This window comes from Kitasatospora sp. MBT63, assembly GCF_000710465.2.
GTDB lineage: Bacteria > Actinomycetota > Actinomycetes > Streptomycetales > Streptomycetaceae > Kitasatospora.
Genome location: NZ_JAIZ01000603.1, coordinates 1 through 22,663, shown reverse-complemented (window position 1 = coordinate 22,663; position 22,663 = coordinate 1). Strand labels below are relative to the sequence as shown.

Genomic DNA, 22,663 nt, shown 5'->3' with positions numbered 1-22,663 from the left:
ACGTCCGCGCGGGGCTGGTGGTGGCGGTACGGTGTGCGGCGAACCGCCACCACCCGCCACCACCTGGACAGGAGAGCGCATGTCCGGCCACCCGTACGGGCCGCCCGGCCACGCCGCCGGCGGCCCGCACCACCCGGCGCTGAAGGCCCTCTACGCCCTGCTGCCGCTGCTGACGGTGGGCCTGCTCGGCCTGGTCCCGTCGGTGGTGCTGGCCGCCCGCCGGCGCCGGCCCGCCGACCTCGCCGGTGCGGTCGTGATCGGCGCGGTGCAACTCGCCGTCTACGTCTGCCTGGGCCTGACCCCGGACAACAGCCAGGGCAGCCCGTACAGCATCGTCGGCGGGCTGCTGCTGATCGCCCTGGCGGTCGGCGCGCCGGTGCACTTCCTGGTGATGGACCGCGCCGCGGCCTGGTTCCCCGGCCGGCCTGCCCCGCACCCCGCCTTCCCGGCCCACCCGCAGCCGTACGGCCCGTCGTACGGGCAGCCGCACGCCCAGCCGTACCCGCAGCCCTACGGGCAGCCGGCCACCCCGCCGCCGACGCCGGGCGGCAACCCCTACGCCACGGGCGGATGACCCGTTCGGACCAAGGTCTGGCACCGCGCGGTCGGGCTCCCTATTGTCTGTCCCTGTCAGGAGAACCACCGGAGACCGCACCAGCCACAGCCGGACAACTGGAGGCCGCACGTGATCCGCACCCGCTCCGCCGCCCGCCGCACCGCCCAGGCGGTGGCCGGACTCTCCCTCGCCGTCCTGCTCGCCGCCTGCGCGAACACCCCGGCCCACCAGGGAGCCGCCGCGGTGGTCGGTGACGAACGGATCAGCGTGGCCACCGTCGAGGCGAAGGTCGCCGCGGTGCGGGACGCGTCCGCCGCCCGGCCCGGCGCGGCCCGCGCGGAACAGGCCGGCCTCGCCCGGCGTACCGTCGCGGAGCTGGTGCTCGACCGGGTGCTCGCCAAGGCCCTCACCGACCGCGGCCTCACCGTCTCCGCCACCGAGGTCGCGCAGGCCCGCGAGGCCGACGCGAAGCTGCTCGGCGGGCCCGACCAGCTGGCCGCCGAACTGCTCGGCAAGCAGGGCGTACCCGCCGTCGGCATCGACGACTTCTACCGCCAGCAGCTCGGCCTGCAGAAACTCGCCACCGCCGACGGCCAGGACGCCCGCTCGGCCGGCGGCGACGAGGCGATCCGCAAGGCCCTGGTGACCGCGGGCACCGCCCTGCGGATCGAGGTCAACCCGCGCTACGGACACTGGGACCCGGCCCAGATCGGCCTGACCGACACGGCCGACGACTGGCTGCCGACCAACAGCACCCTGTACTGACCTGTACCGACCTGTACCGACGGCCGGCACCGGGCCGAGGGCCGGGGGCCGGGGGCCGGGGTCCGGACGGGTAGGTTCGAAGCTGTGGACACTCCGAAGCTGACCCTGCTCACCACCACCCACCGGGTCGCCCCCGGCCTGCTCTCCTGGCCTGCCTGGCAGGCGCTGCACGCCGCCGGCCGGGTACTGGCCGCCGACCCGGCCCACCCCCAGCTGCCCGCCCTGCGACAGGCCGGGGTCGAGGTCGAGCTGATCGAACGCGGCACCGCGCCCGCTCTCGCCCGCCGCCTGGTCGAGGCCGCCCCGGTGCTCTGGCTGGGCAGCCCCGACGGCGACCCCGGACTGACCGACGCCCTGGCCCGGATCTCCGTGGAGGAGGCCGGTGCGGCGCCCGAGATCGAGCTGCTGCCCGGCTCGTACGACCTGCCCGGCGCCCGGCTGCTCGACCTGGCCTCGGTGATGGACCGGCTGCGCTCGCCGGGCGGCTGCCCGTGGGACGCCGAGCAGACCCACGCCAGCCTGGTGAAGTACCTGGTGGAGGAGGCCTTCGAGCTGGTCGAGGCGATCGAGGAGGGCGACCGCGAGACGCTCCGCGAGGAGCTCGGCGACGTGTTGCTGCAGGTCTTCTTCCACTCCCGGATCGCCGAGGAGCACCCCGAGGACCCGTTCTCCATCGACGACGTCGCCGGTGACATCGTCGACAAGCTGATGTACCGGCACCCGCACGTCTTCGGGGACGTCGACGCCACCGGGACCGCCCAGGTCGAGGCCAACTGGGAGCAGCTGAAGGCCGCGGAGAAGCAGCGCGAGTCCGTCCTGGACGGCGTACCGGCCGGACTGCCCTCGCTCGCCTATGCGGCGAAGCTGGTCTCCCGCGTCCGCCGGGCCGGCTTCACCGGCGTCCCCGACCAGCCGTGGACCCTGCCGTCCGCCGACCTCACCGACGAGAGCGCCGGCGCCCTGCTGCTGGCCGTCGCCCAGCGCGGCTACGACGCGGGCATCGACGTCGACGCGGCCCTCCGCGCGGCAGCCCGCCACTACCGCACCGCCATCCGCACAGCAGAAGGCCTCCCGGCCTGACCCCCCACCCCTGGAGGTGTGGGGAACTGCGCGAGGGCGGTAGGGCACGGGGGTGCACCCGGCGTCGCACGGGTGGGGTTGCTCGTACGTTGCCGTTGTTGAGCCGGGATGTCTTCCGCTTCGCGCAGTTCCTCGCGCCCCTTGGGGACGCTGCGCTGGGTTGCGGGTCCGTTGCTGTCGTTGAGCTGGGATGTCTCCCGCTTCGCGCAGTTCCTCGCGCCCCCGGAGGGGGCTGCGCTTGCGGGGGAGGGGCGCCGGAGGGTCAGCGCATGAAGCGCCGCGCCATCCCCGCCACGCAGGCGATGATCCGTTCGCTGCTGAGCCCCATCCGGTTGCGCTGGAAGTCGTAGAGCTCGGGCGCCAGCGGCGCGAGCAGCAGGTCGATGTGGGCGTCGGGGTCGGGGACGTCCGCGTCGACCAGCAGGGTGCGGATGTGGATCCGCCAGAAGCCGTACGCGCCCGAGGTGAAGCGGGCCGCCCCGGTCTCCGCGCCGAGCGCGAGCGGCAGGTGACGTTCCAGCAGGTCGATCGCGGCGACGTAGAACGCGGCGAGCCGCTCCCCGGGCGGTGCCCCGGGCCCCAAGGGGGGCGGGCCGCTGAGGAGTTGTTCCTGGAGCCGGTACTCGTGCTCGTCGAGGAGCGCGACCGCGACGGCGGCCGGGTCGGGGAAGCGCCGGTAGAGGGTGGCGCGGCCGACGCCGGCGGCCTTGGCGAGCTGGTCCATGGTGATGGTGGCCGGGTCTCTGGTGGCGAACAGCTCCTCGGCCGCGGCCAGGATCTGGGCGCGGTTGCGCGCGGCATCGGCCCGTTCACGGGGCTTCGCCTGCGCCGGGGGAGTGGGGACCGGCAGGCCTGTTGTCATGGCCAGATCGCGTCGGTGCTGCCCGCTGTGCATGTTTTCGAGCTTACTACCAGGCGCAGAAGAAACTGAGCCGACTGTCCACTTAGCCCTTTCAGGTGTACTGTAAATGGACACACTGTCCGTTTAACTGGGAGAGGACGAGGTCATGCACAGCGCGCTGCTTGCCGTGGCCCTGCTGGTCGGCTGCTTGTTGGCCGTCCAGGCGTCGGTGAACCTCCAGCTGAACTCCGCGGTCGGGACGCCCTACGGCGCCTCCACCGTGCAGCTCAGCGTCGCCACCGGCATTCTGATCATCATCGCCGCCGTCTTCGGCACCCTGGGCGCGTTGGGCAAGCTCTCGGATGTCGACGGCTGGCACCTGCTGGGCGGCCTGGCCAGCCCGCTCTACATCACCAGCGGCATCCTGCTCTTCCCACGGCTCGGCGCGCTGGTGAGCGTCGGACTCTTCGTCACCGGGCAGATGTTCGCCTCGCTCGGGATCGACCTGCTCGGCCTGTTCGGTCTGGAGAAGAAGCCGCTCGGCGTGGGCATCGTGCTCGGTGCGCTCGCCGTCCTGGTCGGGATCGTGGTGATCGTCCGCGGCCAGTTGCGGGCGGCCGCCGCGGCCGCGCCGGGCGCCGCCCAGCTGAGCGGTGCGGCCCGGGTGGGCTGGCTGGCGCTGGGCATCGTGGCCGGTGGCGTCCTGCCGATCCAGGGTGCGATCAACGCCAAGCTGCGGGCCGACCTGAACGCGCCGATCACCGTCGCCGCGATCAGCTTCACGGTCGCCACCGTCACCATCGCCGTGGTGCTGATCGCGCTGCGCGCCACCAACCGCACGCCCGCGCCCAAGGTCGCGCCGCTGAAGAAGATGCCCTGGTGGGGCTGGTTGGGCGGGGCCTGCGCGGCCGCGTACGTGACCGGCACCTTCATGCTCATCCCCAGCATCGGCGCCGCCGTGACGGTCGCGCTCACCGTGACCGGCCAGCAGCTCACCTCCGCCGTGATCGACCACAACGGCCTGTTCCGGCTGCCGAAGCGGGCGCTGAACTCCTCCCGCCTGATCGGTCTGGTCTGCCTGATCGGCGGCTCGCTGGCGATCCAGCTGTCCTGAACCGCCCGGTGTTGTCCTGACGGCCCGTCCCGTCGACGTCCAGCTCGGAGGTCCCATCCATGAGAGACAGTTACCAGGCCGGCCCCGGCATCCAGGTGATCCCGTCGGACCTGCCGATCCCGGGCCTCGGCCTGCAGGCGGTCAACGCGTTCCTGGTGCACGGCGCCGAGCCGTTCCTGGTCGACACCGGGATGCCGGTGGACCGGGAGGGCTTCCTGAAGGCGCTCTGGGAGCTGATCGACCCGGCCGACCTGCGCTGGCTGGTGGTCACCCACGACGACCGCGACCACACCGGCAGCCTGGCCGCGGTCCTGGAGGCGGCGCCGCAGGCCCGTCTGGTCACCAACCCGATATCGCTGACGCGGCTCGGCGAGGAATTCCACATTCCTGGTGACCGTGTGGTCACGGCTAATCCGGGGGGCACCTGGAAACTCCCGGACCGGACGATCAGCTTCCATCGTCCACCGACCTACGATTCGCCGGGGACCGTCGCGCTGTTCGATCATTCGGACGGCACCCTGTACAGCTCGGACAGTTTCGGCACGGTGGTGTCGGAGCCCGCCGAGCATCTCTCGGAAATACCGGAGGACGAGTTCTTCTCGGGATTCTCCATACTCAACCGGGCCATCGCGCCGTGGACGGCGCTGGCCGACGAGGAGAAGTTCCGGGCGGCGCTGAAGAAGATCGCCGGCCTGCGGCCGGCCCGGCTGCTCAGCGCCCACGGCCCGACGGTCGAGGGCCGGGTGGACGACCTGTTCGCCGCGATGTCCGAGATCCCCTCGCTCCCCGCCTGGCTCGCCGACGCGGACCTGGACCTCGACGCGGCGCTGGCCGCGCACGAGGCCGGGTCCCCGGCCCGGTCATGAGCCCCGGACCGCACCGCCGTCCCGGCGCGTCCCGGACGGACCGGCAGGCCGGCGCCGCCCCGGCGGCACCCGTACCCACCTCCGTTCCCGCACCCGCACGTGCACCATCCGCACCATCCGACAGGAGCCACCCCATGCCCGAAGCCGACCTGACCCCGCCGCCCGGCGTCATCACGGTCTTCTCCGACATCTGGTGTTCGTTCGCGCACATCGCCGTCCACCGCCTGCACACCGCCCGCACCCGGCTCGGCCTGGACGGCAAGGTCTGGTTCGACCACCGGGCCTTCCCGCTGGAGCTGCTGAACAACGCCCCGAGCCCGCGCCCGGGCACCGACAGCGAGGTGGCCCGCAACGCGAGCCTGGAGCCGGGTGCCGGCTGGCAGCTGTGGCAGGCGAAGGACTGGCTGTACCCGTCGACCACGCTGCCTGCGCTGGAGGCGGTCCAGGCCGCCAAGGCGCAGAGCTTCCGGGCCGCGGAGCAGCTGGACCTGGCGCTGCGCCGGGCGTTCTGGGCCGAGTCCCGCTGCATCAGCAACCGCAAGGTGATCCTGGAGGCCGCCCGCGAGGCCGAGGTGGTCGACGTGGCCCAGCTGGAGTCGGCGCTGAACGACGGCCGGGCCCGCGCCGAGCTGTCCGCGCAGGCGGCGCTCTCGGCGTCGGACCGGGTCAACTGCAGTCCGCACCTGTTCCTGCCGGACGGCACCGACCACGCCAACCCGGGCATCAAGGTGCGCTGGGAGGGCGGCTACGGCATCGGCTGGCCGGTCATCGAGAGCGATGACCCGAAGGCCTTCGACGACCTGCTCCAGCGCGCCGCCGCGGTCTGATCCGAGCCCGCTCGGAACGTATTTTCATAGCCTGCCAGGAATAGGCATCCCGGGATCCTCGGGGTGCCTATTCGTGCTGCCCGAACCGATCAATCACGAATCGATCTCGACGGCTGAATGTAAATTCAAAGTTATCGTTCTGTTACCCACAGCCCCGGTGGATCTCCTCTAGGGTGAAGCTCGAAGATTCGAGGATCGATCGAGTGATCGAATCTTCGCCATCCGCATTTCGATCAGCAGCAAGGGGGATATTGCTATGTCGAATACGAGCACCTCCGACGTCAGCTCCTTCGTGGACCTGACCCAGCACGAGATCGAAGCGCTGAAGACCAGGTTCAACCTGGCCGATGCGCACACCCACCAGCGCCAGTCGGCGAGCCAGGACAAGATCGTGGGCCGGCTGCCGGAGCTCTGGTACGAGTCGGAGCAGAACCAGCAGGCCTACTTCGAGGCGCAGTTCGTCGACGCCTTCTTCCGCCTGCACCGCCAGCCCACCGCCCGTGCGATGGGCCGGACCCTGCTCTCCTACTCGGCCAGCGTGGCGACCATGGTCGCGGCGATGTACCTGAAGCGCCGGGAGATGACGGTCTCGCTCATCGAGCCCTGCTTCGACAACCTCACCGACCTGCTGCGCAACATGCAGGTCCCGTTGAAGCCGCTCCCGGAGCAGACCCTGGCCGAGACGGCCGGCATCTACGACGGCCTGGTCGCCAATGTCGAGACCGATGCCATCTACCTGGTGGACCCGAACAACCCGACCGGCTTCACCCTGCTCGCCCAGGGCCTGGACGGCTTCCGCGAGGTCATCCGCTACTGCGTCGACCACGACAAGCTGCTGATGATCGACTTCTGCTTCGCCTCCTTCGCGCTGTGCGACCCGGAGATCGGGCGGGTGGACGTCTACCAGCTGCTGGAGGACTCCGGCGTCACCTACATGGTGATCGAGGACACCGGGAAGACCTGGCCGATCCAGGACGCCAAGTGCGCCATGATCACCGCCAGCCGGAACATCCACGAGGACGTCTACAACCTGCACACCAGCGTCCTGCTGAACGTCTCGCCGTTCGTCCTCAACATGGTGACCCAGTACATCGAGGACTCCATCGAGGACGGCTTCGAGTCGGTCCGCGAGATCATCACCCAGAACCGCCGGGCCGCCGAGTGGGCGCTGGACGGCGCGGTGCTGGAGTACCAGACGCCGGTGGTCAACACCAGCGTCGCCTGGTTCCGGATCAAGCCCGAGCACCTCACCGCCTCGGCCCTGCAGGCCGAGCTGTACGACTCCGAGGTGTACGTGCTGCCCGGCACCTTCTTCTACTGGAACGAGCCCAGCCGCGGCGAGCGCTTCATCCGCCTGGCGCTCGCCCGGGAGCCCAAGGTGTTCGCCTCGGCGATGGAGCGGCTGCGTGAGGTGCTGAAGCGTCATGAGCAGAGCTGAGACCTTCATCGACGGCACCGCCTTCATGGCGATGCACAGCAGCGACGAGGCCGTCCGCCGGAGCTTCAAGGCGTTCTTCGCCGGCCGGCTCAGCGACCGGGTGGTGCTGAACCTGGAGCAGGTCGGCTGGTGCGACAACCTGGTCTGGCAGTACTCCCGGCAGGTCCAGGACGCCTACTACCCGTTCATGGACAACCTCCACACCGACATGCGGATCGACCGGATCGGCTACTCGGAGGAGGACCTCGCGGCCGCGGCGGCCGACCCCGCGCTCACCGGACTGCCGCTCATCAAGCGGCTGCTGGTCGGCCAGGTCGCCAACCGCGGGGGCACCCTGGTCACGGCCGACCCGGAGCTGCTCGCCCGCACCGGGCTGCCCGTCACCGCCCTGCCCCTGCCGGCCGTGGAGCCCGTCTTCCCCGGCCTGCTGGAGCCGCTCTACCAGGACTCGCTCGCCCTGCGGGTGGCGTCCTTCGGACCCCAGGAGACGTCATGACGTACACCGGAACCATCGCACCGCTGGTCACCCCGGTGGACGCCGAGGGCCGGGTCCACGAGGCGAGCGTGGCCAGGCTGATCGCCTCGATCCGGGCGGAGGTCACCGGCCTGATGCCGGCCCTGAGCTCCGGCGAGGGCTGGAAGCTGACCGAGACCCAGTGGCGTGACATGGTCACCTACGCGGTCCGGTACGCGGACGGCCTGCCGGTGCTGGCCGGCATCCACCTGCCCGACACCGACGCGGTGATCGAGCGGGCGAAGGTCGCCCTCGCCCTCGGGGCCGCCACCGCGGTGGTGACCACCCCGTTCCGCTCGGACATCACGCAGGAGGAGATCTACCTCCACTACCGGCGGATCCGCGAGGCGGTGGACATCCCGCTCTTCCTCTACAACGAGGAGGCGGTCTCCGGGAACAAGATCGAGCTGGCCACCCTGCTGCGGATCTGCGAACTCCCGGGCATCGTCGGGATCAAGGAGTCCAGCGGCTCCGCCGAGTACACCCGGCAGGCGGCCGCCGCGCTCTCCATCCCGGTCTTCGAGGGCTGGGAGAACCTGCTCTCCGACGTCCCCGGCATCGCCGGCATGGTCGGCCCGCTGGCCAACCTGGACCCCGCGCTGTGCAACGCGGTCCTGGTCGACCCCGCGCCCGACGTGCAGAAGAAGGTCGACGAGGCCTGCGAGCGCTACGGCATCTTCCGCGACGACTGGTACCGCTACGTCAAGGAGGAGCTGCACCGCCGCGAGGTCATCGCCTTCCCGGACGTGGTGGCGGAGCGGTGACCGCCGCCCTGGAGACCGAGGCCGACGCCGGACTCCGGGACCAGCGCAGGCTGTTCCGGCTGAACCGCCGGCTGCCAAGCGCCGAGGAGTACGGCTGGATGCGGGCCGCCGAGGACGCCTGGATCGGCCGGCTGGCTGCCGAACACGTCGCCGCGGCGCCGGAGTTCGGATCGCTGGCCGACCTGGTCAAGGCGCTCGGCGAACTGCACGCGGCCGAGCAGGCGGACATCCCGGCCAGCCAGGACTACCTGGCGCTGTCCGCCACCCTGGAGGAGTTCAAGGCGGTGGTCGGGCAGTTCGCGGTCGATGGCCTGATCGAGTCCCAGCCGCTGCTGCCGGTGGTGCCCCGGCTGCCGTACCGCGCGGGGATGGCCGTCTTCCGGGTGCTGATCGACGAACTCGGCTGCGGCAACGAGGACCAGGCCCACTCCCAGCTGTACCGGGACCTGCTCACCGAACTCGGGATGTCCCTGGACCTGGACGACTACATCGACGGGACCGGAGCCGCCGGCCTCGCCTACGTCAACCTCTTCCACTGGCTGGCCGCACGGGCCGAGTCGCCGGAGTACTTCCTCGGCGCCTACGCCTACTTCGAGGCCAGCGTGCTGTACGGCTTCCAGGGCTTCGCCCAGGCGGCCAAGCGGCTCGGCATCGAGCACCACCAGTACTTCACCGAGCACCTGTACATCGACCAGTACCACAGCCGCCAGATGCGCGGCGCGATCAAGGCCTACGACGAGGAGGCCGGCGCCGACCTCGCCAAGGTCTGGGCCGGCGTCACGCTCACCAGCGCGATCGTCGCCGAGGCCAACGAGGCCGCGATCACGCTGGCCCGGACGGGGGCGGTGCGATGAGCACCGACACCCCCACCCGGATCCGGCAGGTCACCGAGGAACTGGTCCTGGTGGAGCTGTCCGGCCGCCGGGTCCTGGTCCAGGCCTCCTGCCCGCACCGCAAGGGCCGGCTGCTGTTCGGGTACGTGGACGAGCGCAACCTGCGCATCCGCTGCCCGCTGCACAGCTCGACCTTCGACCTCGACTCGGGCCGGCGCACCGCCGGACCGGCCTGCGACCCGCTCAGGGTGGTCGCGGTGGTCGCGGACGGCTCGGACGGCACCGACGAGGCCGCCGCGCTGGCCGGCGGGGCGAGGTGACGGCGGACCGCCGTGAACTGTCCGACCTGGGGGCCGCCACCCGCGGCCCCCAGGTCGAGCAGCACGGCATCGACCCCATCCCCGAGTCCGAACGGACCTCCGGGCCCGGCGAGTTCGGCTGGATCTGGTCCTCCGCCCAGTTCTGCTTCGGCACCGTCGTGCTCGGCGCGCTGCCGGTCAGCTACGGCCTGGGCTGGTGGGCCGCCTGCACCGCGATCCTGGCCGGGGTCGCGGTCGGCACCCTGATGGTGCTCCCGCTGGTCCGGTTCGGCCTGCGGACCGGGCTCAACGACCCGATGGCCAGCGGCGCGCACTTCGGCGTCCGCGGCCGGGCGCTGGGCAACGTGATCACCATCGCGGTGGCGATCGGCTTCTTCGCCATCTCGGTCTGGACCGGCGGCACCGCTGTCATGGTCGCCGCCCACGAACTGCTCGGCACCCCGGTCGGCCGCGGCCCGCTGGCACTGGCGATGCCCGCGGCCGCGGTGGCGGTGGTCCTGGTCGCCGCCCTCGGGCACAACGCCCTGGTCCGCACCTACAAGGCGACCGCCGTGCTCGGCGGCCTGATGCTGCTGTTCCTGGTCGTCGTGCTGGTACCCGGGTTCGACCCGGGCTACGGCGGCGGGGACCTGGTCCTCGGCAGCCAGGGCACCACCTGGCTGCTGGCGGCCACCTCCTCGGCGGCCGCACCGCTCTCGTACGCCACCTTCCAGGGCGACTACAGCCGCTACATGTCCGGGCGCCGCGGCGACCGGCCGGTGCTGTGGTGGGCCGGCGGCAGCATGTTCCTCACCTGCGTCGCCGCCCTGCTGGTCGGCGCGTACGTGACGACCTTCTTCCCCACCGACCCGCTCTGGCTGCAGGGCCTGACCGACGCCGTACCGGGCTGGAGCGTCCCGGTGATCGTGGTGTTCGGCCTGGTCGGCACCCTCCCGCAGGGCGGCCTGTGCCTCTACGCGGCCGGGCTGTCCGTCAACTCGCTGTTCTGGCGCACCTCACGGGCCGCCGCCACGCTCGCCGTGGCGGTGCCCTCGATCCTGGCCCTGTACCTCGGCGCGGTGGTGTACGACGCGATGGACTCGATGTCCGCGTTCGTCTCGCTGCTGCTCACCGCGGTGGCGCCGTGGGCGGCCGTGCTGACGGCCGGCTACCTGCTGCGCCGGGGCCGTTACCGGCCGGCCGAGCTCGCCCCGGCCGACGCCCCGGCGGGCCGCTACTGGTACACCCGGGGGCTCAACCCCCGGGCGGCGGCGGCCTTCCTCACCGGCGCGGTGCTCGGCGTGCTCTGGGTCAACAACCCGCTGTACGTCGGCCCGCTGGCCGAACTGACCGCGGGCGTCGACCTCAGCCTGCCGGTCTCCTTCGGCGCCGCGGCACTGCTGTACGTGCTGCTGGTCCGGCTGTCGCCGGAGCCGGGCGAGAGCCCGGCCGGGCCGCCCGAACGGTACCTGCCGCTCAGCGCCCCGGCGCTGCCACGGCAGTCCCGCTCCCGGCCGGCGCCCGACGCTGGGCCGGCACGACCTCGCTGATCGCCTCGCCGACCAGCGCGAGCAGCTCGGCCAGCGGGTCGAGGTGGTCGGGCAGGTCGGCGAGCGCCACGATCCGCTCGCCGTCCGGTCCGGCCACCGCGAACAGGTCGATCGGACCCAGGTGCTTGCGGGCGGTCTCCACCAGCGCGGCGACGTCGCTGGGCTGGTGGACGTCCGCACTCACCCCGACCACCGGGCAGCCCGGCCGGTCCAGCTCGGCGGCGAGGTCCTCGGCGACGCCGGGGTGGAGATCCGCGATCAGCAGCCCGGCCGCGCCCGCGGCGGCGAACCGGCGGGCGAGACCCGCCCCCGAACCTCCGCCGAGCACCGCGATGACCACCACTGCCCCGGCTACTCGCATGGCCTGCTCCTCCTTGAGCGAAACCGCCGCGGGCCGCACCGCACCGCGGCCCACACATGGCTGTCGGAGGATCGTAGACACGCGGCGACCCTCCGCAACAGGGATTACCCGCCAGGTGACCAGACTCACGCCCGCGCAGGCAAAGGTTACGGTCGTGCCATGCCGGAACCAGTCGAGTCCACCCAGCCGGAGCTCTTCACGTGGGAGTTCGCCGCCGACCCCTACCCCGCGTACGCCTGGCTGCGCGAGCACGCCCCCGTGCACCGCACCACGCTCCCCAGCGGCGTGGACGCCTGGCTGGTGACGCGCTACGCGGACGCCCGGCAGGCGCTCGCGGACGGCCGGCTGTCCAAGAACCCGGCGCACCACAGCGGGCAGGCGCACCGCAGCGGCCGGGTCGGCATCCCGGGCGAGCGCCAGGCCGACCTGATGACCCACCTGCTGAACATCGACCCGCCGGACCACACCCGGCTGCGCCGCCTGGTCTCCAAGGCCTTCACCCCGCGCCGGGTCGCCGAGTTCGAGCCGCGGGTGCAGCACCTCACCGACCGGCTGATCGACGACTTCGCGGCCCGCGGCTCGGCCGACCTGATCCACGAGTTCGCCTTCCCGCTCCCCATCTACGCGATCTGCGACCTGCTCGGCGTACCGCCCGAGGACCAGGACGACTTCCGGGACTGGGCCGGGATGATGATCCGGCACGGCCGCGGCCCGCGCGGCGGAGTGGCCCGGGCGGTCAAGAAGATGCGCTCGTACCTGCTGGAACTCATCCACCGCAAGCGCGCCGACCTCGGCGACGACCTGATCTCCGGGCTGATCAGGGCCAGTGACCACGGTGAGCACCTGACCGAGAACGAGGCCGCGGCGATGGCCTTCATCCTGCTCTTCGCCGGCTTCGAGACCACCGTCAACCTGATCGGCAACGGCCTGTACGCGCTGCTGCGCAACCCCGCCCAGCGCACCCTGCTGCAGGACTCGGTGGCACGCGGTGAGCGGGAGCTGCTGGCCACCGGGGTGGAGGAACTGCTCCGCTACGACGGACCGGTGGAGCTGGCCACCTGGCGGTTCGCGACCCGTCCGCTGACCATCGGCGGGGTGGACATCCCGGTCGGCGACCCGGTGCTGGTGGTGCTGGCCGCCGCCGACCGGGACCCGGCCCGCTTCGCCGCCGAGAACACCCTCGACCTGGCCCGCAAGGACAACCCCCACCTGGGTTTCGGCCACGGCATCCACTACTGCATCGGGGCGCCGCTGGCCCGGCTGGAAGGACAGCTGGCCATCGCCACCCTGCTGACCCGGCTCCCCGACCTCACCCTGGCGGCCGAACCGGAGAGCCTGCGCTGGCGCGGCGGACTGATCATGCGGGGGCTGCGCGAGCTGCCGGTGGCGTTCTCGGCACACCCCTGACGGTGTGTCGGTCCGCGTGTCGGACGGTGATTTTCTCGCCGTCCGAATGACTATCAACTCGGACATATAGGGACGGTTGGTGGACGATCTTTGACGGTTCGTAATTTCTCCGTGATGGCGGCGATATGAGCTTGTGATTGGCACATACGTCTGCCTAACCTCCGGGAAGCTCGCAGTCGCGGGCCCCGGACGCGGAACGCCGAATCCTGTCCCCGCGCCCCGGGAAGCCGACCAGAACCAGGACAGGGGCGGGGGACCCAGGTTTGCGCCGTCGCCCCCCGACGGCTAGGGGTGAAGCCGCCGACGCGGGCAGGAGCACTCGTTCCCGCCCCGCCGAGACGGCCGGGCCACCACCTCCCGGTCCGAACCCGACAGCTCACCTCGCAGGCGTGCGGAGAGGGAATCCACATGCTCTTCACCGGTACGGGCCGTCACCGTCGTTGGAACCGGGCCGAGAAGGCCATCGCCGCAGCAGGCGTGGCCGGGGTCGGTCTGGCACTGCCACTGCTCGCCGCCCAGGGCGCGACCGCAGCCCCCGTCTCCACCTGGGAGAAGGTCGCCCAGTGCGAGAGCGGCGGCAACTGGAGCATCAACACCGGCAACGGCTTCTACGGCGGACTGCAGTTCACCTCCGACACCTGGCGCTCGTTCGGCGGCGCGAAGTACGCCGCCCAGGCCCACCAGGCCACCAAGAGCCAGCAGATCGCCGTCGCCGAACGGGTGCTGGCCGCCCAGGGCCCCGGCGCCTGGCCGGTCTGCTCCCGCCGGGCCGGGCTGGCCAAGGGCGGCCCGCACCAGCAGGCGGACGCCGACCCCTCGTCCCGCAGCGCCGCCGCCCCGCCGGTCGAGCGCGCCTCCGAGCCGTCCTCCGAGGCCCCCGACGACCAGGGCGGCGAGTACACCGTCGGCCCCGGTGACACCCTGTCCGCCATTGCCGAGGCCCAGCGGCTGGCGGGCGGCTGGGAGCAGCTCTACCACGCCAACCGGGCCGTGATCGGCGCCGACCCGGACCTGATCGAGCCCGGCCAGGTCCTGCGGCTGGGCTGACCCGGGCCCGGCGCGGCCAGGCCGTCCCGGCGACGGTTCGGCAGGTACGGCCTGGTTTGCGGGCATTCAGGTGAACTACCGGCGAGTAGCCGGGCCACACGGTGAGACGGTGCCGAGGTCTGCGCGGCCCCGGCTCCGGGTGCGGTTAGGCTCTGGTCGTAACGACAACACATCCCGCTTCCGCAAGGAGATGCCTCGTGCCGTCCATTGATGTCGTCGTAGCCCGTGAGATTCTCGACTCGCGCGGCAACCCCACGGTCGAGGTCGAGGTCGGGCTCGACGACGGGAGCACGGGCCGCGCCGCCGTCCCGTCCGGCGCCTCCACCGGTGCCTTCGAGGCGCTGGAGCTGCGGGACGGTGACAAGAACCGCTACTTCGGCAAGGGCGTCGAGAAGGCCGTCCTGGCCGTCATCGAGCAGATCGGCCCGGAGCTGGTCGGCTACGACGCCACCGAGCAGCGCCTGATCGACCAGGCCATGCTCGACCTGGACGCCACCCCGGACAAGTCCTCGCTCGGCGCCAACGCGATCCTCGGCGTCTCCCTCGCCGTGGCGCACGCCGCCTCCGAGGCCTCCGACCTCCCGCTGTTCCGCTACCTCGGCGGCCCGAACGCGCACGTGCTGCCCGTTCCGATGATGAACATCCTCAACGGCGGGTCGCACGCGGACTCCAACGTCGACATCCAGGAGTTCATGATCGCCCCGATCGGCGCGGAGTCCTTCTCCGAGGCCGTCCGCTGGGGCGTCGAGGTCTACCACACGCTCAAGGGCGTGCTGAAGGAGCGCGGCCTGTCCACCGGCCTCGGCGACGAGGGCGGCTTCGCGCCGAACCTGGACTCCAACCGCGAGGCGCTCGACCTCATCGTCGAGGCCATCAAGAAGGCCGGCTACACCCCGGGCAAGGACGTCGCGCTCGCCCTGGACGTCGCCTCCTCCGAGTTCCACAACGACGGCGCCTACACCTTCGAGGGCAAGGCGATCTCCTCCGCCGAGCTCATCGACTACTACGCCGAGCTGGTCGCCGCGTACCCGCTGGTCTCCATCGAGGACCCGCTGGACGAGTCGGACTGGGACGGCTGGAAGGCCATGACCGAGAAGCTCGGCGACAAGGTCCAGCTGGTCGGTGACGACCTGTTCGTCACCAACCCGGAGCGTCTGCGCCGCGGCATCGAGACCGGCACCGCCAACGCGCTGCTGGTGAAGGTCAACCAGATCGGCTCGCTCACCGAGACCCTGGACGCCGTCGAGCTGGCCCAGCGCAACGGCTACCGCTGCATGATGTCGCACCGCTCCGGTGAGACCGAGGACGTCACCATCGCCGACCTCGCCGTCGCCACCAACTGCGGCCAGATCAAGACCGGCGCCCCGGCCCGCTCCGAGCGCGTCGCCAAGTACAACCAGCTGCTGCGCATCGAGGAGATCCTCGACGACGCCGCCGAGTACGCGGGCCGGGGCGCGTTCCCCCGCTTCCGCGCCGCGGAGTAATCAAGCACAGCCGCTCCGCGGAGTAACGCGTAACGAGCGCAGCTGCCGCGAACACGGTCGCCCGCTGTACCGGTGCCCCGGTCCTCACCCCGTAGGGTGGAGGCCGGGGCACCGGCGCGCAGGCCCCGCACACCACGGGGAGGGGTACCAGATGGCCAGGTGGAGGATCCCGGGGCTCCCGGCGCGGCCGCGGTTCACCAGCCGGGCCACGATCCTGGTGCTCGTCCTGTGCTCCCTGGTGGCGATACTCGCCTACCCGGCCCGCCAGTTCATCGCGCAGCGGTCCGAGCTCGCGGAGCAGCGGGCCCGGGCCGAACAGGTCAGGCAGCAGGTCGAGCAGCTCACCCGGGACCGGGCCCGCTGGCAGGACCCGGAGTACGTGAAGGCCCAGGCCCGGGAGCGGCTGCACTACGCGGTGCCCGGCGAGACGCCGTTCGTGTCGGTGGACCCGTCGCCCTCGGCGGCCGTCAAGTCCTCGTCGACCGGTGCGGCGCCCGCCGCCCAGGCGAAGGCCCTCAAGCCGTGGTACGCCGGATTCTGGGAGTCGGTCGACCTGGCCGACGCGGCCTCGCCCCGGACCGGGCCCGAAGCCGGAGCCGTACCCGCACCCGCAGCCGGGCGCTGACCCCGGCCGCCGATCCCGGCCGCCGGCCCGGAGCACCGAAGCACACCCCCCGAACCCCCGCCCCTCACGAAGACAGACCGCTGATGACCACTGAGCACACCCCCGTTGCCGATTCCGATGTCGCCGCCATCGCCGCCCAGCTCGGCCGCGTGCCGCGCGGCCTGCGCGGGGTCGCCCACCGCTGCCCCTGCGGCAACCCGGACGTCGTGGAGACGGCGCCGCGGCTGCCGGACGGTACGCCGTTCCCCACGCTGTACTACCTGACCTGCCCCAAGGCAGCCTCGCTGATCGGCACCCTGGAGGCCGACGGGGTGATGAAGGACCAGAGCGCGCGGCTGGCCGAGGACCCGGAGCTGGCCGCCGCCTACCAGAAGGCGCACGAGGACTACATCGCCCGCCGGGACGCGATCGAGGTGCTGGAGGGCTTCCCGAGCGCGGGCGGCATGCCGGACCGGGTGAAGTGCCTGCACGTGCTGGTCGGCCACGCGCTGGCGGCAGGTCCCGGCGTCAACCCGCTGGGCGACGAGGCGATCGGGATGCTGGAGGACTGGTGGGCCAAGGGCCCGTGTGTCTCCCCGGCCGAGGTCGAGGCCAGCGCCGCCCGGGTCGCCGAGCAGCGGGCCGCCGCCGAGGACCACGCGGCCGTGATCGCCGCCAAGGAGCAGAAGACCGCCGAGCGGGCCGCCAAGCGGGCGCAGGCGGAGGAAGAGGGCCAGTGACCGTCACCAGGGTCGCCGCGATCGACTGCGGCACCAACTCCATCCGGCTGCTCATCGCCGACCTCGACCCGGCCACCGGGGAGATCACCGACCTGGACCGCCGGATGGTGATCAACCGGCTCGGCCAGGACGTCGACCGCACCGGCCGGCTGACGCCCGAGGCGCTGGAGCGGACCTTCGCGGCCTGCCGCGAGTACGCCGGCCTGATCGCGGCGCACGGTGTCGGCCCCGAGCGGATCCGGCTGACCGCCACCAGCGCCTCCCGGGACGCCGCGAACGCCGGGGACTTCACCGCCGGGGTCAAGGACATCCTCGGCGTCGAACCCGAGGTGATCACCGGCGAGGAGGAGGCCCACCTGTCCTTCCTCGGCGCCACCAAGGAGCTCACCGGCACCGACCTGCCCACCCCTTACCTGGTCTTCGACCTGGGCGGCGGCTCCACCGAGTTCGTGCTCGGCGCAGCGGAGGTCCAGGCGGCCCGGTCGGTGAACATCGGCTGCGTGCGGATGACCGAGCGGCACTTCGTCGGGAGCGAGATCCCGACCCCGGATCAGATCGCCCGGGCCCGGGCGGACATCGGGGCCGCCCTGGACCTGGCCGCCGAGACGGTCCCGCTGGACGCGGCGGCCACCCTGGTCGGGGTGGCCGGCACCGTCACCACGGTGGCCGGGATCGTGCTGGGGCTGCCCGCCTACGACTCCGGGCGGATCCACCACAGCCGGCTGAGCCTGGAGCAGGTCCGGGAGGTCTCGACCCGCCTGCTCGGCGCCACCCACGCCGAGCGCGCGGCGATCCCGGTGATGCACCCGGGCCGGGTCGACGTGATCGCGGCCGGTGCGCTGGTCCTGCTCGAGGTCATGGAGCGGACCGGCGCCGCCGAGCTGGTGGTCAGCGAGCACGACATCCTGGACGGCATCGCCTGGAGCATCGCCCCCTGAGTATGGCCCCCTGAGCTGCCGTACCCCTTACCCGACCGGCCCCGGAACGGCCTCGACCGTCCCGGGGCCGGGTCGCGTGCGGCGCGTCGCGAGAAAGTTCGTGAATTTCTTCACATGGCGATCCGCCCTTTCGACGCACCCGCCCGTCCGCTCTGTCCGATATGCGGGACCGAAGGCCGTCCGGCCGGATCCCCCCGTGGATCCCAGGCGGGGCCTCCGGATCGCCGATGGAATCGAAATGAAGCCCGGGAACCTCGGGCGTACCGGGATCGTTGCTGCTCAGCAGGGCACTTCCGGCCGGGGCCCGCGCCGGGCGTCACCGGGGGCGGTGGACGCCCCGTCCGGCCCCGCGATTGTGGCCGCGCAGTGTAGCAGAGGGTGTCCAGAGGGTTGTGACGGGCCTCACGAAGGGCGCTCGGGGCGGGGGTGGATACTTTCGGATATGAGCACCACGGAGCGTCCTCGCATCCTCATTGTCGGCGGTGGTTACGTCGGCCTGTATGCCGCGATGCGCATCCTCAAGAAGATGCGTTACGGCGAAGCGACCGTCACGGTCGTCGACCCGCGGCCGTACATGACGTACCTGCCCTTCCTTCCCGAGGCGGCCGGCGGCAACGTCGCGCCTCGCAACCTCGTCGCCCCGCTGCGCAGCGCCCTGAAGAAGGCGGAGGTGCTCACCGGTGCGGTCACCGGTGTGGACCACGCCCGCAAGGTCGCCACCATCCAGCCCGCGGCCGGCGACTCCTACGAGCTGCCCTTCGAGTACCTGGTCGTCGCGACCGGCTCGGTCTCGCGCACCTTCCCGATCCCCGGGCTCGCCGAGCACGGCATCGGCATGAAGACGGTCGAGGAGGCGATCAGCCTCCGCAACCACGTCATGGCGCAGCTGGACAAGGCCGAGTCCACCACGGACGAGGCGGTCCGCCGCAAGGCCCTGACCTTCGTGGTGATCGGCGGCGGCTTCGCCGGCGTCGAGACCATCGCCGAGGTCGAGGACATGGCGCGCGACGCGGCGAAGATCTACAAGACCGTCACCCGCGAGGACATGCGTTTCATCCTCGTCGAGGCGGCCAACCGGATCCTCCCCGAGATGGGCCCGGACCTCGGTCTGTGGACCAAGGAGAAGCTCGAAGAGCGCAACATCGAGATCTACATCGAGACCTCGATGGACTCCTGCGTCGACCAGCACGTGGTGCTGAAGAACGGCGTCGAGGCGGACGCCTCCACCATCGTGTGGACGGCCGGCGTCAAGCCGAACCCGGTGCTGGCCAACTTCGGCCTCCCGCTGGGCCCGCGCGGCCACGTCGACACCGCCCCGACCCTCCAGGTCAAGGGCTTCGACTACGTCTGGTCGGCCGGCGACAACGCCCAGGTGCCGGACCTCGCCGTCGGCGAGGGCGCCTGGTGCCCGCCGAACGCCCAGCACGCCGTCCGGCAGGCCATCGTGCTCGGTGACAACGTCATCTCGGGCATGCGCGGCTTCCCGCAGGCCGAGTACAAGCACAAGAACCTCGGTGCGGTCGCCGGTCTCGGCCTGCACAAGGGTGTGGCGATCCTCTTCGGCAAGTACAAGCTGAAGGGCCGTCCGGCCTGGTGGTTCCACCGCCTGTACCACGGCAGCCGGGTGCCGACCATGAACCGCAAGATCCGGGTCTTCACCGACTGGACGCTGGCGATGTTCCTCAAGCGCGAGACCGTCGGCCTCGCCGAGATGGAGAAGCCGTTCGTGGCGTTCCAGGAGGCCACCGCGCCGGCCCCCAAGGTCGTGGCCCAGGCCGCTCCGGCCGAGAAGGAGCTCGCGGCCAGCAAGTAAGCGACCAGATCCGGGCGCTGGATGCCCGGGTACGAGTCGGAGGCTCTCCGCCCGGCAGTGTCGCCGGACCACGACCTCCGTGGTGCTCAGCCGGCAGTGCGACCGGGCGGAGTACAGAAGTACAGAAGTCAGCAGCGTGAAAGGCCCCTGCCGAACCCTCCGGCAGGGGCCTTCTGCTGTACGGCGGTCAGTCGGTCTTGATGCTGGCGAGGATGTCCAGCTTCGCCGCCCGGCGGGCCGGCCAGATCGCGGCCACCATGCCGACCAGCCCGGCCAGCGCCAGGAACAGCAGCATCGTGCCGTACGGGACCACCGTGACCAGCCCGGGCAGGTCGACGGCCAGGGTGCGGTTGGTGGCCCAGGCCAGGAAGCAGCCGAGCAGCACCCCGATCACCGCACCGAACAGCGAGATCACCACCGACTCCAGCCGGACCATCCGCTTGATCCCGCGCCGGTCGAGGCCGATCGCCCGCAGCATGCCGATCTCCCGCTTGCGTTCGAACACCGACATCGCCAGGGTGTTGACCACGCCCAGCACCGCGACCAGCACCGACATCGCCAGCAGGCCGTACATCATGTTCAGCGCGAAGGTGATGATCCGGCTGAACTCGTCCTGCATGTCCTGCTTGCTGCGGACCTTGATCACCGGGTTGCTGCCGGTGGCGTCCTTGACCGACTGCCGCAGCGCGGCGGTCGGACCGTCCGCACCCTTGACCAGGATCTCCCGGATGTACGGCCGCGCGGAGTGCTCGGCGACCGCGGTGCCGGCCACCACCACCGGCGCCAGCACCTCGCTGGGGCGGAACACCCCGCCGACCGTCACGGTGCCGCTCGCGCCGTCCCCGTAGCCGACCGCGAGGGTCGAACCGACCGTCGCGCCGGTGCTCGCGGCCACCTTGCTGTCGATCAGGATCCGGCCCTGCTTCAGGGCGTCCGCCGAGCCGCTCACCAGCTCCGGCGCGACCAGCTGGTCGAAGGTGGCGGGGTCGAGGCCGCTGACCGGCTGGTCCTCGCCGCCGAAGGACCAGAAGGCGTCGGTGACCGGGCTGACGGCCGTCACCCCAGGGGCCTCGGCGACCGCCGCCACGGTCTCGGGGGAGAGGTCGCCGCCGGCCGCCATGGCCACGCTGAAGTCGGCCTTCATGGTGCCGGTGACGGTCCTGGCGACCGCGTCGGTCACCGAGGCGCCGAGCACGGTCATCGTGCTGACCAGGGTGAGGCCGATGGTGAGGGCCGCGGCGGTGGCGGCGGTACGACGCGGGTTGCGGACCGCGTTGCGCCGGGCCAGCCGGCCGGGGGTGCCGGCCAGCCGGGCCAGCAGCGGCCCGGCCGACGCGATCACCGGGCGGGACAGCAGCGGCAGCAGGACGAAGATGCCGATCAGCGTCACCGGCGCGCCGCCCTCGATCATGGCGCGGCCCGAGGATCCGGACGCGTTCGCACCGGCCAGGATCAGGGCCAGGCCGCCCGCGGTCACCAGCGAGCCGATCGTGTTGCGGACGATCAGGCCCTTCTGGGTGGTGGGCAGCTCACCGCTGCTCATCGCGGCGACCGGCGGGATCCGCGAGGCCCGGATCGCGGGCAGCACCGCGGAGACCACGGTGACCAGCACCCCGACCGTCAGCGCGGTCACCACGGTGGCCGGCGCGATGACCAGCGGACCGGTGGGCATGCCCGGGCTGAACGAGGAGATCAGCGCCTGCATCCCGGCGCCGATGCCGATGCCCGCCAGCAGGCCGGCCACCGAGGCGGCGGCGCCGATCAGCAGCGCCTCGGCCAGGACCGAATCGGTGACCTGGCCGCGGGCGGCGCCGACCGCGCGCAGCAGCGCCAGCTCCTTGACCCGCTGGGCGATCAGCATGCTGAAGGTGTTGGCGATGATGAAGATCCCGACGAAGAGCGAGATGGCGGCGAAGACCAGCAGCATGCTCTTCATCGCGGAGGTCGACTCGGCGATCGTCGCGGTCTGGCGGTCGGTCAGCTCCCGCCCGGTCTCCACCGCGAACCCGCCCTCCTTGGGCAGCTTCGTGCGGACGGCGGTGGCCAGCACGGACTCCGCGGTGTCGCTCTGCGCGGTCAGCACCACGCTGCTGTAGCGGCCGGGCAGTGCCAGCAGCTGCTGCGCGGTGGCGGTGTCCATCAGGGTCAGCGTGCCGCCGGAGGTGACCGTCGGGTCGTCGGTGGTGAAGATCCCGGTCAGGGTGGCGGTGGAGGCCGGGCCGTTGCCGGCGATCCGGACCCGGTCGCCGACCTTGAAGCCGGCCCCCTCGGCCGTGCCCCGGTCGAGCGCGATCTCCCCGGCCGCCTTCGGTCCGCGGCCCTCGGTCATCGGGTAGCGGGAGTCCTGACCCGAGGGGCCGGGCACGAAGTTGGCGCCCTGGGCCGACCACGCCTCACCGATCAGGTCGCCCTTGCGGTCCGCGACCCCGGTGAAGCCGGACACCACACCGCGGGCCTGCCGGACACCCGGCAGGGCGCCCAGCTCCTTCACGGTGGCGTCGGTGAGGGGCGCCGCGGCACGCTCACCGCGGACCGGGCCGCCCGTGGTCCGGTCGGTCACCAGCACCGACACGTCGGAGTAGCTCTTGGCGTAGCTGCTCTTCATGGCCTGCCCGAGCGTGTCGGAGAAGACCATGGTGCCGGCGACGAAGGCGGTGCCGAGCATGATGGCGAGGGCGGTCATCAGCAGCCGGCCCTTGTGGGCCAGCACGTTGCGCAGTGCGGTGCGGTACATGGTGGTTGCCGTGTCCTGGGGTCGGTGGATGGGGGCGGGCTGGTGCCGGGGTGTCAGCTGGTGCGGCCCTTGGCGTCGAAGCGGCGCA

22 protein-coding genes and 1 riboswitch are annotated in these 22,663 nt (G+C 71.8%); of the genes, 19 read left to right on the top strand and 3 right to left on the bottom strand.

Going from position 1 to position 22,663, the window contains the following annotated elements; all coding sequences use genetic code 11:
- The first annotated feature begins 79 nt into the window (after positions 1-79).
- The 3 genes from AA75_RS31720 (at position 80) to AA75_RS31710 (ending at position 2,401) form a co-directional block, all read left to right on the top strand.
- Positions 80-574, top strand: a complete 495-nt coding sequence (locus tag AA75_RS31720; RefSeq protein ID WP_051813854.1) for a hypothetical protein — start codon at positions 80-82, stop codon at positions 572-574.
- A 111-nt stretch (positions 575-685) separates the two neighbouring features.
- Positions 686-1,321, top strand: a complete 636-nt coding sequence (locus tag AA75_RS31715) for a SurA N-terminal domain-containing protein (protein WP_033823776.1) — start codon at positions 686-688, stop codon at positions 1,319-1,321.
- An 84-nt stretch (positions 1,322-1,405) separates the two neighbouring features.
- Positions 1,406-2,401 (top strand): MazG family protein, encoded by a 996-nt coding sequence (locus AA75_RS31710; protein WP_033823775.1) that lies wholly within the window; start codon positions 1,406-1,408, stop codon positions 2,399-2,401.
- 262 nt (positions 2,402-2,663) lie between these two features.
- On the opposite strand, the gene AA75_RS31705 is transcribed toward AA75_RS31710, so the two are convergent.
- Complete coding sequence (locus AA75_RS31705) at positions 2,664-3,263, bottom strand: TetR/AcrR family transcriptional regulator (protein WP_033823774.1); 600 nt, start codon at positions 3,261-3,263, stop codon at positions 2,664-2,666.
- A 145-nt stretch (positions 3,264-3,408) separates the two neighbouring features.
- Here AA75_RS31705 and AA75_RS31700 point away from each other — a divergent pair, with 145 nt between their 5' ends.
- From AA75_RS31700 to AA75_RS31660, 9 genes are all read left to right on the top strand, one after another.
- Positions 3,409-4,356, top strand: coding sequence for a DMT family transporter (locus AA75_RS31700; RefSeq protein WP_033823773.1), 948 nt, complete (start codon positions 3,409-3,411; stop codon positions 4,354-4,356).
- A gap of 59 nt (positions 4,357-4,415) precedes the next feature.
- Positions 4,416-5,222, top strand: a complete 807-nt coding sequence (locus tag AA75_RS31695; protein ID WP_033823772.1) for an MBL fold metallo-hydrolase — start codon at positions 4,416-4,418, stop codon at positions 5,220-5,222.
- A gap of 134 nt (positions 5,223-5,356) precedes the next feature.
- The gene (locus AA75_RS31690) at positions 5,357-6,049 is read left to right on the top strand and encodes a DsbA family protein (RefSeq protein WP_051813853.1); all 693 of its coding nucleotides are present in this window, start codon (positions 5,357-5,359) and stop codon (positions 6,047-6,049) included.
- A gap of 256 nt (positions 6,050-6,305) precedes the next feature.
- Entirely contained in the window at positions 6,306-7,487 is a 1,182-nt protein-coding gene (locus AA75_RS31685) for an aminotransferase class I/II-fold pyridoxal phosphate-dependent enzyme (protein WP_033823771.1), read from the top strand.
- Positions 7,474-7,983, top strand: coding sequence for a DUF6190 family protein (locus AA75_RS31680; protein ID WP_033823770.1), 510 nt, complete (start codon positions 7,474-7,476; stop codon positions 7,981-7,983). Before AA75_RS31685 ends, AA75_RS31680 begins: the two co-directional genes overlap by 14 nt.
- The gene (locus tag AA75_RS31675; RefSeq protein ID WP_033823769.1) at positions 7,980-8,765 is read left to right on the top strand and encodes a dihydrodipicolinate synthase family protein; all 786 of its coding nucleotides are present in this window, start codon (positions 7,980-7,982) and stop codon (positions 8,763-8,765) included. Before AA75_RS31680 ends, AA75_RS31675 begins: the two co-directional genes overlap by 4 nt.
- A complete protein-coding gene (locus tag AA75_RS31670; RefSeq protein ID WP_051813852.1) occupies positions 8,762-9,619 on the top strand; it encodes an iron-containing redox enzyme family protein in 858 nt (285 codons plus the stop codon). The genes AA75_RS31675 and AA75_RS31670 overlap by 4 nt, the downstream gene beginning before the upstream one ends.
- Positions 9,616-9,918 carry a Rieske (2Fe-2S) protein gene (locus AA75_RS31665; RefSeq protein ID WP_051813851.1) on the top strand — a complete coding sequence of 101 codons (303 nt, stop codon included), beginning with the start codon at positions 9,616-9,618 and terminating at the stop codon, positions 9,916-9,918. The genes AA75_RS31670 and AA75_RS31665 overlap by 4 nt, the downstream gene beginning before the upstream one ends.
- A complete protein-coding gene (locus tag AA75_RS31660; RefSeq protein WP_063794478.1) occupies positions 9,915-11,447 on the top strand; it encodes a cytosine permease in 1,533 nt (510 codons plus the stop codon). Before AA75_RS31665 ends, AA75_RS31660 begins: the two co-directional genes overlap by 4 nt.
- Here AA75_RS31660 and AA75_RS31655 read toward each other — a convergent pair.
- On the bottom strand, positions 11,374-11,808 hold the full coding sequence (locus AA75_RS31655; protein WP_082526979.1) for an SDR family NAD(P)-dependent oxidoreductase: 435 nt from the start codon (positions 11,806-11,808) through the stop codon (positions 11,374-11,376). The genes AA75_RS31660 and AA75_RS31655 overlap by 74 nt on opposite strands.
- A 159-nt stretch (positions 11,809-11,967) precedes the next feature.
- Between AA75_RS31655 and AA75_RS31650 the strand changes: the two genes are divergently transcribed.
- From AA75_RS31650 to AA75_RS31620, 7 genes are all read left to right on the top strand, one after another.
- Entirely contained in the window at positions 11,968-13,215 is a 1,248-nt protein-coding gene (locus AA75_RS31650; protein WP_033823768.1) for a cytochrome P450, read from the top strand.
- A gap of 219 nt (positions 13,216-13,434) precedes the next feature.
- Positions 13,435-13,619, top strand: a riboswitch (cyclic di-AMP (ydaO/yuaA leader).
- Between the two features lie 4 nt (positions 13,620-13,623).
- Entirely contained in the window at positions 13,624-14,262 is a 639-nt protein-coding gene (locus tag AA75_RS31645) for a transglycosylase family protein (protein WP_033823767.1), read from the top strand.
- Positions 14,263-14,459: 197 nt separating this feature from the next.
- Entirely contained in the window at positions 14,460-15,746 is a 1,287-nt protein-coding gene (eno, locus tag AA75_RS31640; RefSeq protein WP_033823766.1) for a phosphopyruvate hydratase, read from the top strand.
- A gap of 151 nt (positions 15,747-15,897) precedes the next feature.
- Positions 15,898-16,371, top strand: a complete 474-nt coding sequence (locus AA75_RS53790) for a septum formation initiator family protein (RefSeq protein WP_051813849.1) — start codon at positions 15,898-15,900, stop codon at positions 16,369-16,371.
- A gap of 83 nt (positions 16,372-16,454) precedes the next feature.
- Positions 16,455-17,090: a DUF501 domain-containing protein gene (locus tag AA75_RS31630; protein ID WP_033823765.1), complete on the top strand. Its 636-nt coding sequence runs from the start codon at positions 16,455-16,457 to the stop codon at positions 17,088-17,090.
- Entirely contained in the window at positions 17,087-18,028 is a 942-nt protein-coding gene (locus tag AA75_RS31625; protein ID WP_033823764.1) for a Ppx/GppA phosphatase family protein, read from the top strand. Before AA75_RS31630 ends, AA75_RS31625 begins: the two co-directional genes overlap by 4 nt.
- Positions 18,029-18,470: 442 nt before the next feature.
- Complete coding sequence (locus AA75_RS31620; protein ID WP_033823763.1) at positions 18,471-19,841, top strand: NAD(P)/FAD-dependent oxidoreductase; 1,371 nt, start codon at positions 18,471-18,473, stop codon at positions 19,839-19,841.
- 187 nt (positions 19,842-20,028) lie between these two features.
- On the opposite strand, the gene AA75_RS31615 is transcribed toward AA75_RS31620, so the two are convergent.
- On the bottom strand, positions 20,029-22,575 hold the full coding sequence (locus AA75_RS31615; protein ID WP_033823762.1) for an ABC transporter permease: 2,547 nt from the start codon (positions 22,573-22,575) through the stop codon (positions 20,029-20,031).
- Between the last annotated feature and the right edge of the window lie 88 nt (positions 22,576-22,663).

Coding starts and splice junctions, on each gene's coding strand:
- AA75_RS31680 (WP_033823770.1), top strand. CDS start 7,474: ATGAGCAGAGCTGAGACCTTCATCGACGGCACCGCCTTCATGGCGATG.
- AA75_RS31645 (WP_033823767.1), top strand. CDS start 13,624: ATGCTCTTCACCGGTACGGGCCGTCACCGTCGTTGGAACCGGGCCGAG.
- AA75_RS53790 (WP_051813849.1), top strand. CDS start 15,898: ATGGCCAGGTGGAGGATCCCGGGGCTCCCGGCGCGGCCGCGGTTCACC.
- AA75_RS31720 (WP_051813854.1), top strand. CDS start 80: ATGTCCGGCCACCCGTACGGGCCGCCCGGCCACGCCGCCGGCGGCCCG.
- AA75_RS31615 (WP_033823762.1), bottom strand. CDS start 22,575: ATGTACCGCACCGCACTGCGCAACGTGCTGGCCCACAAGGGCCGGCTG.
- AA75_RS31675 (WP_033823769.1), top strand. CDS start 7,980: ATGACGTACACCGGAACCATCGCACCGCTGGTCACCCCGGTGGACGCC.
- AA75_RS31690 (WP_051813853.1), top strand. CDS start 5,357: ATGCCCGAAGCCGACCTGACCCCGCCGCCCGGCGTCATCACGGTCTTC.
- AA75_RS31695 (WP_033823772.1), top strand. CDS start 4,416: ATGAGAGACAGTTACCAGGCCGGCCCCGGCATCCAGGTGATCCCGTCG.
- AA75_RS31685 (WP_033823771.1), top strand. CDS start 6,306: ATGTCGAATACGAGCACCTCCGACGTCAGCTCCTTCGTGGACCTGACC.
- AA75_RS31700 (WP_033823773.1), top strand. CDS start 3,409: ATGCACAGCGCGCTGCTTGCCGTGGCCCTGCTGGTCGGCTGCTTGTTG.
- AA75_RS31705 (WP_033823774.1), bottom strand. CDS start 3,263: ATGACAACAGGCCTGCCGGTCCCCACTCCCCCGGCGCAGGCGAAGCCC.
- AA75_RS31620 (WP_033823763.1), top strand. CDS start 18,471: ATGAGCACCACGGAGCGTCCTCGCATCCTCATTGTCGGCGGTGGTTAC.
- AA75_RS31650 (WP_033823768.1), top strand. CDS start 11,968: ATGCCGGAACCAGTCGAGTCCACCCAGCCGGAGCTCTTCACGTGGGAG.
- AA75_RS31655 (WP_082526979.1), bottom strand. CDS start 11,808: ATGCGAGTAGCCGGGGCAGTGGTGGTCATCGCGGTGCTCGGCGGAGGT.
- AA75_RS31665 (WP_051813851.1), top strand. CDS start 9,616: ATGAGCACCGACACCCCCACCCGGATCCGGCAGGTCACCGAGGAACTG.
- AA75_RS31630 (WP_033823765.1), top strand. CDS start 16,455: ATGACCACTGAGCACACCCCCGTTGCCGATTCCGATGTCGCCGCCATC.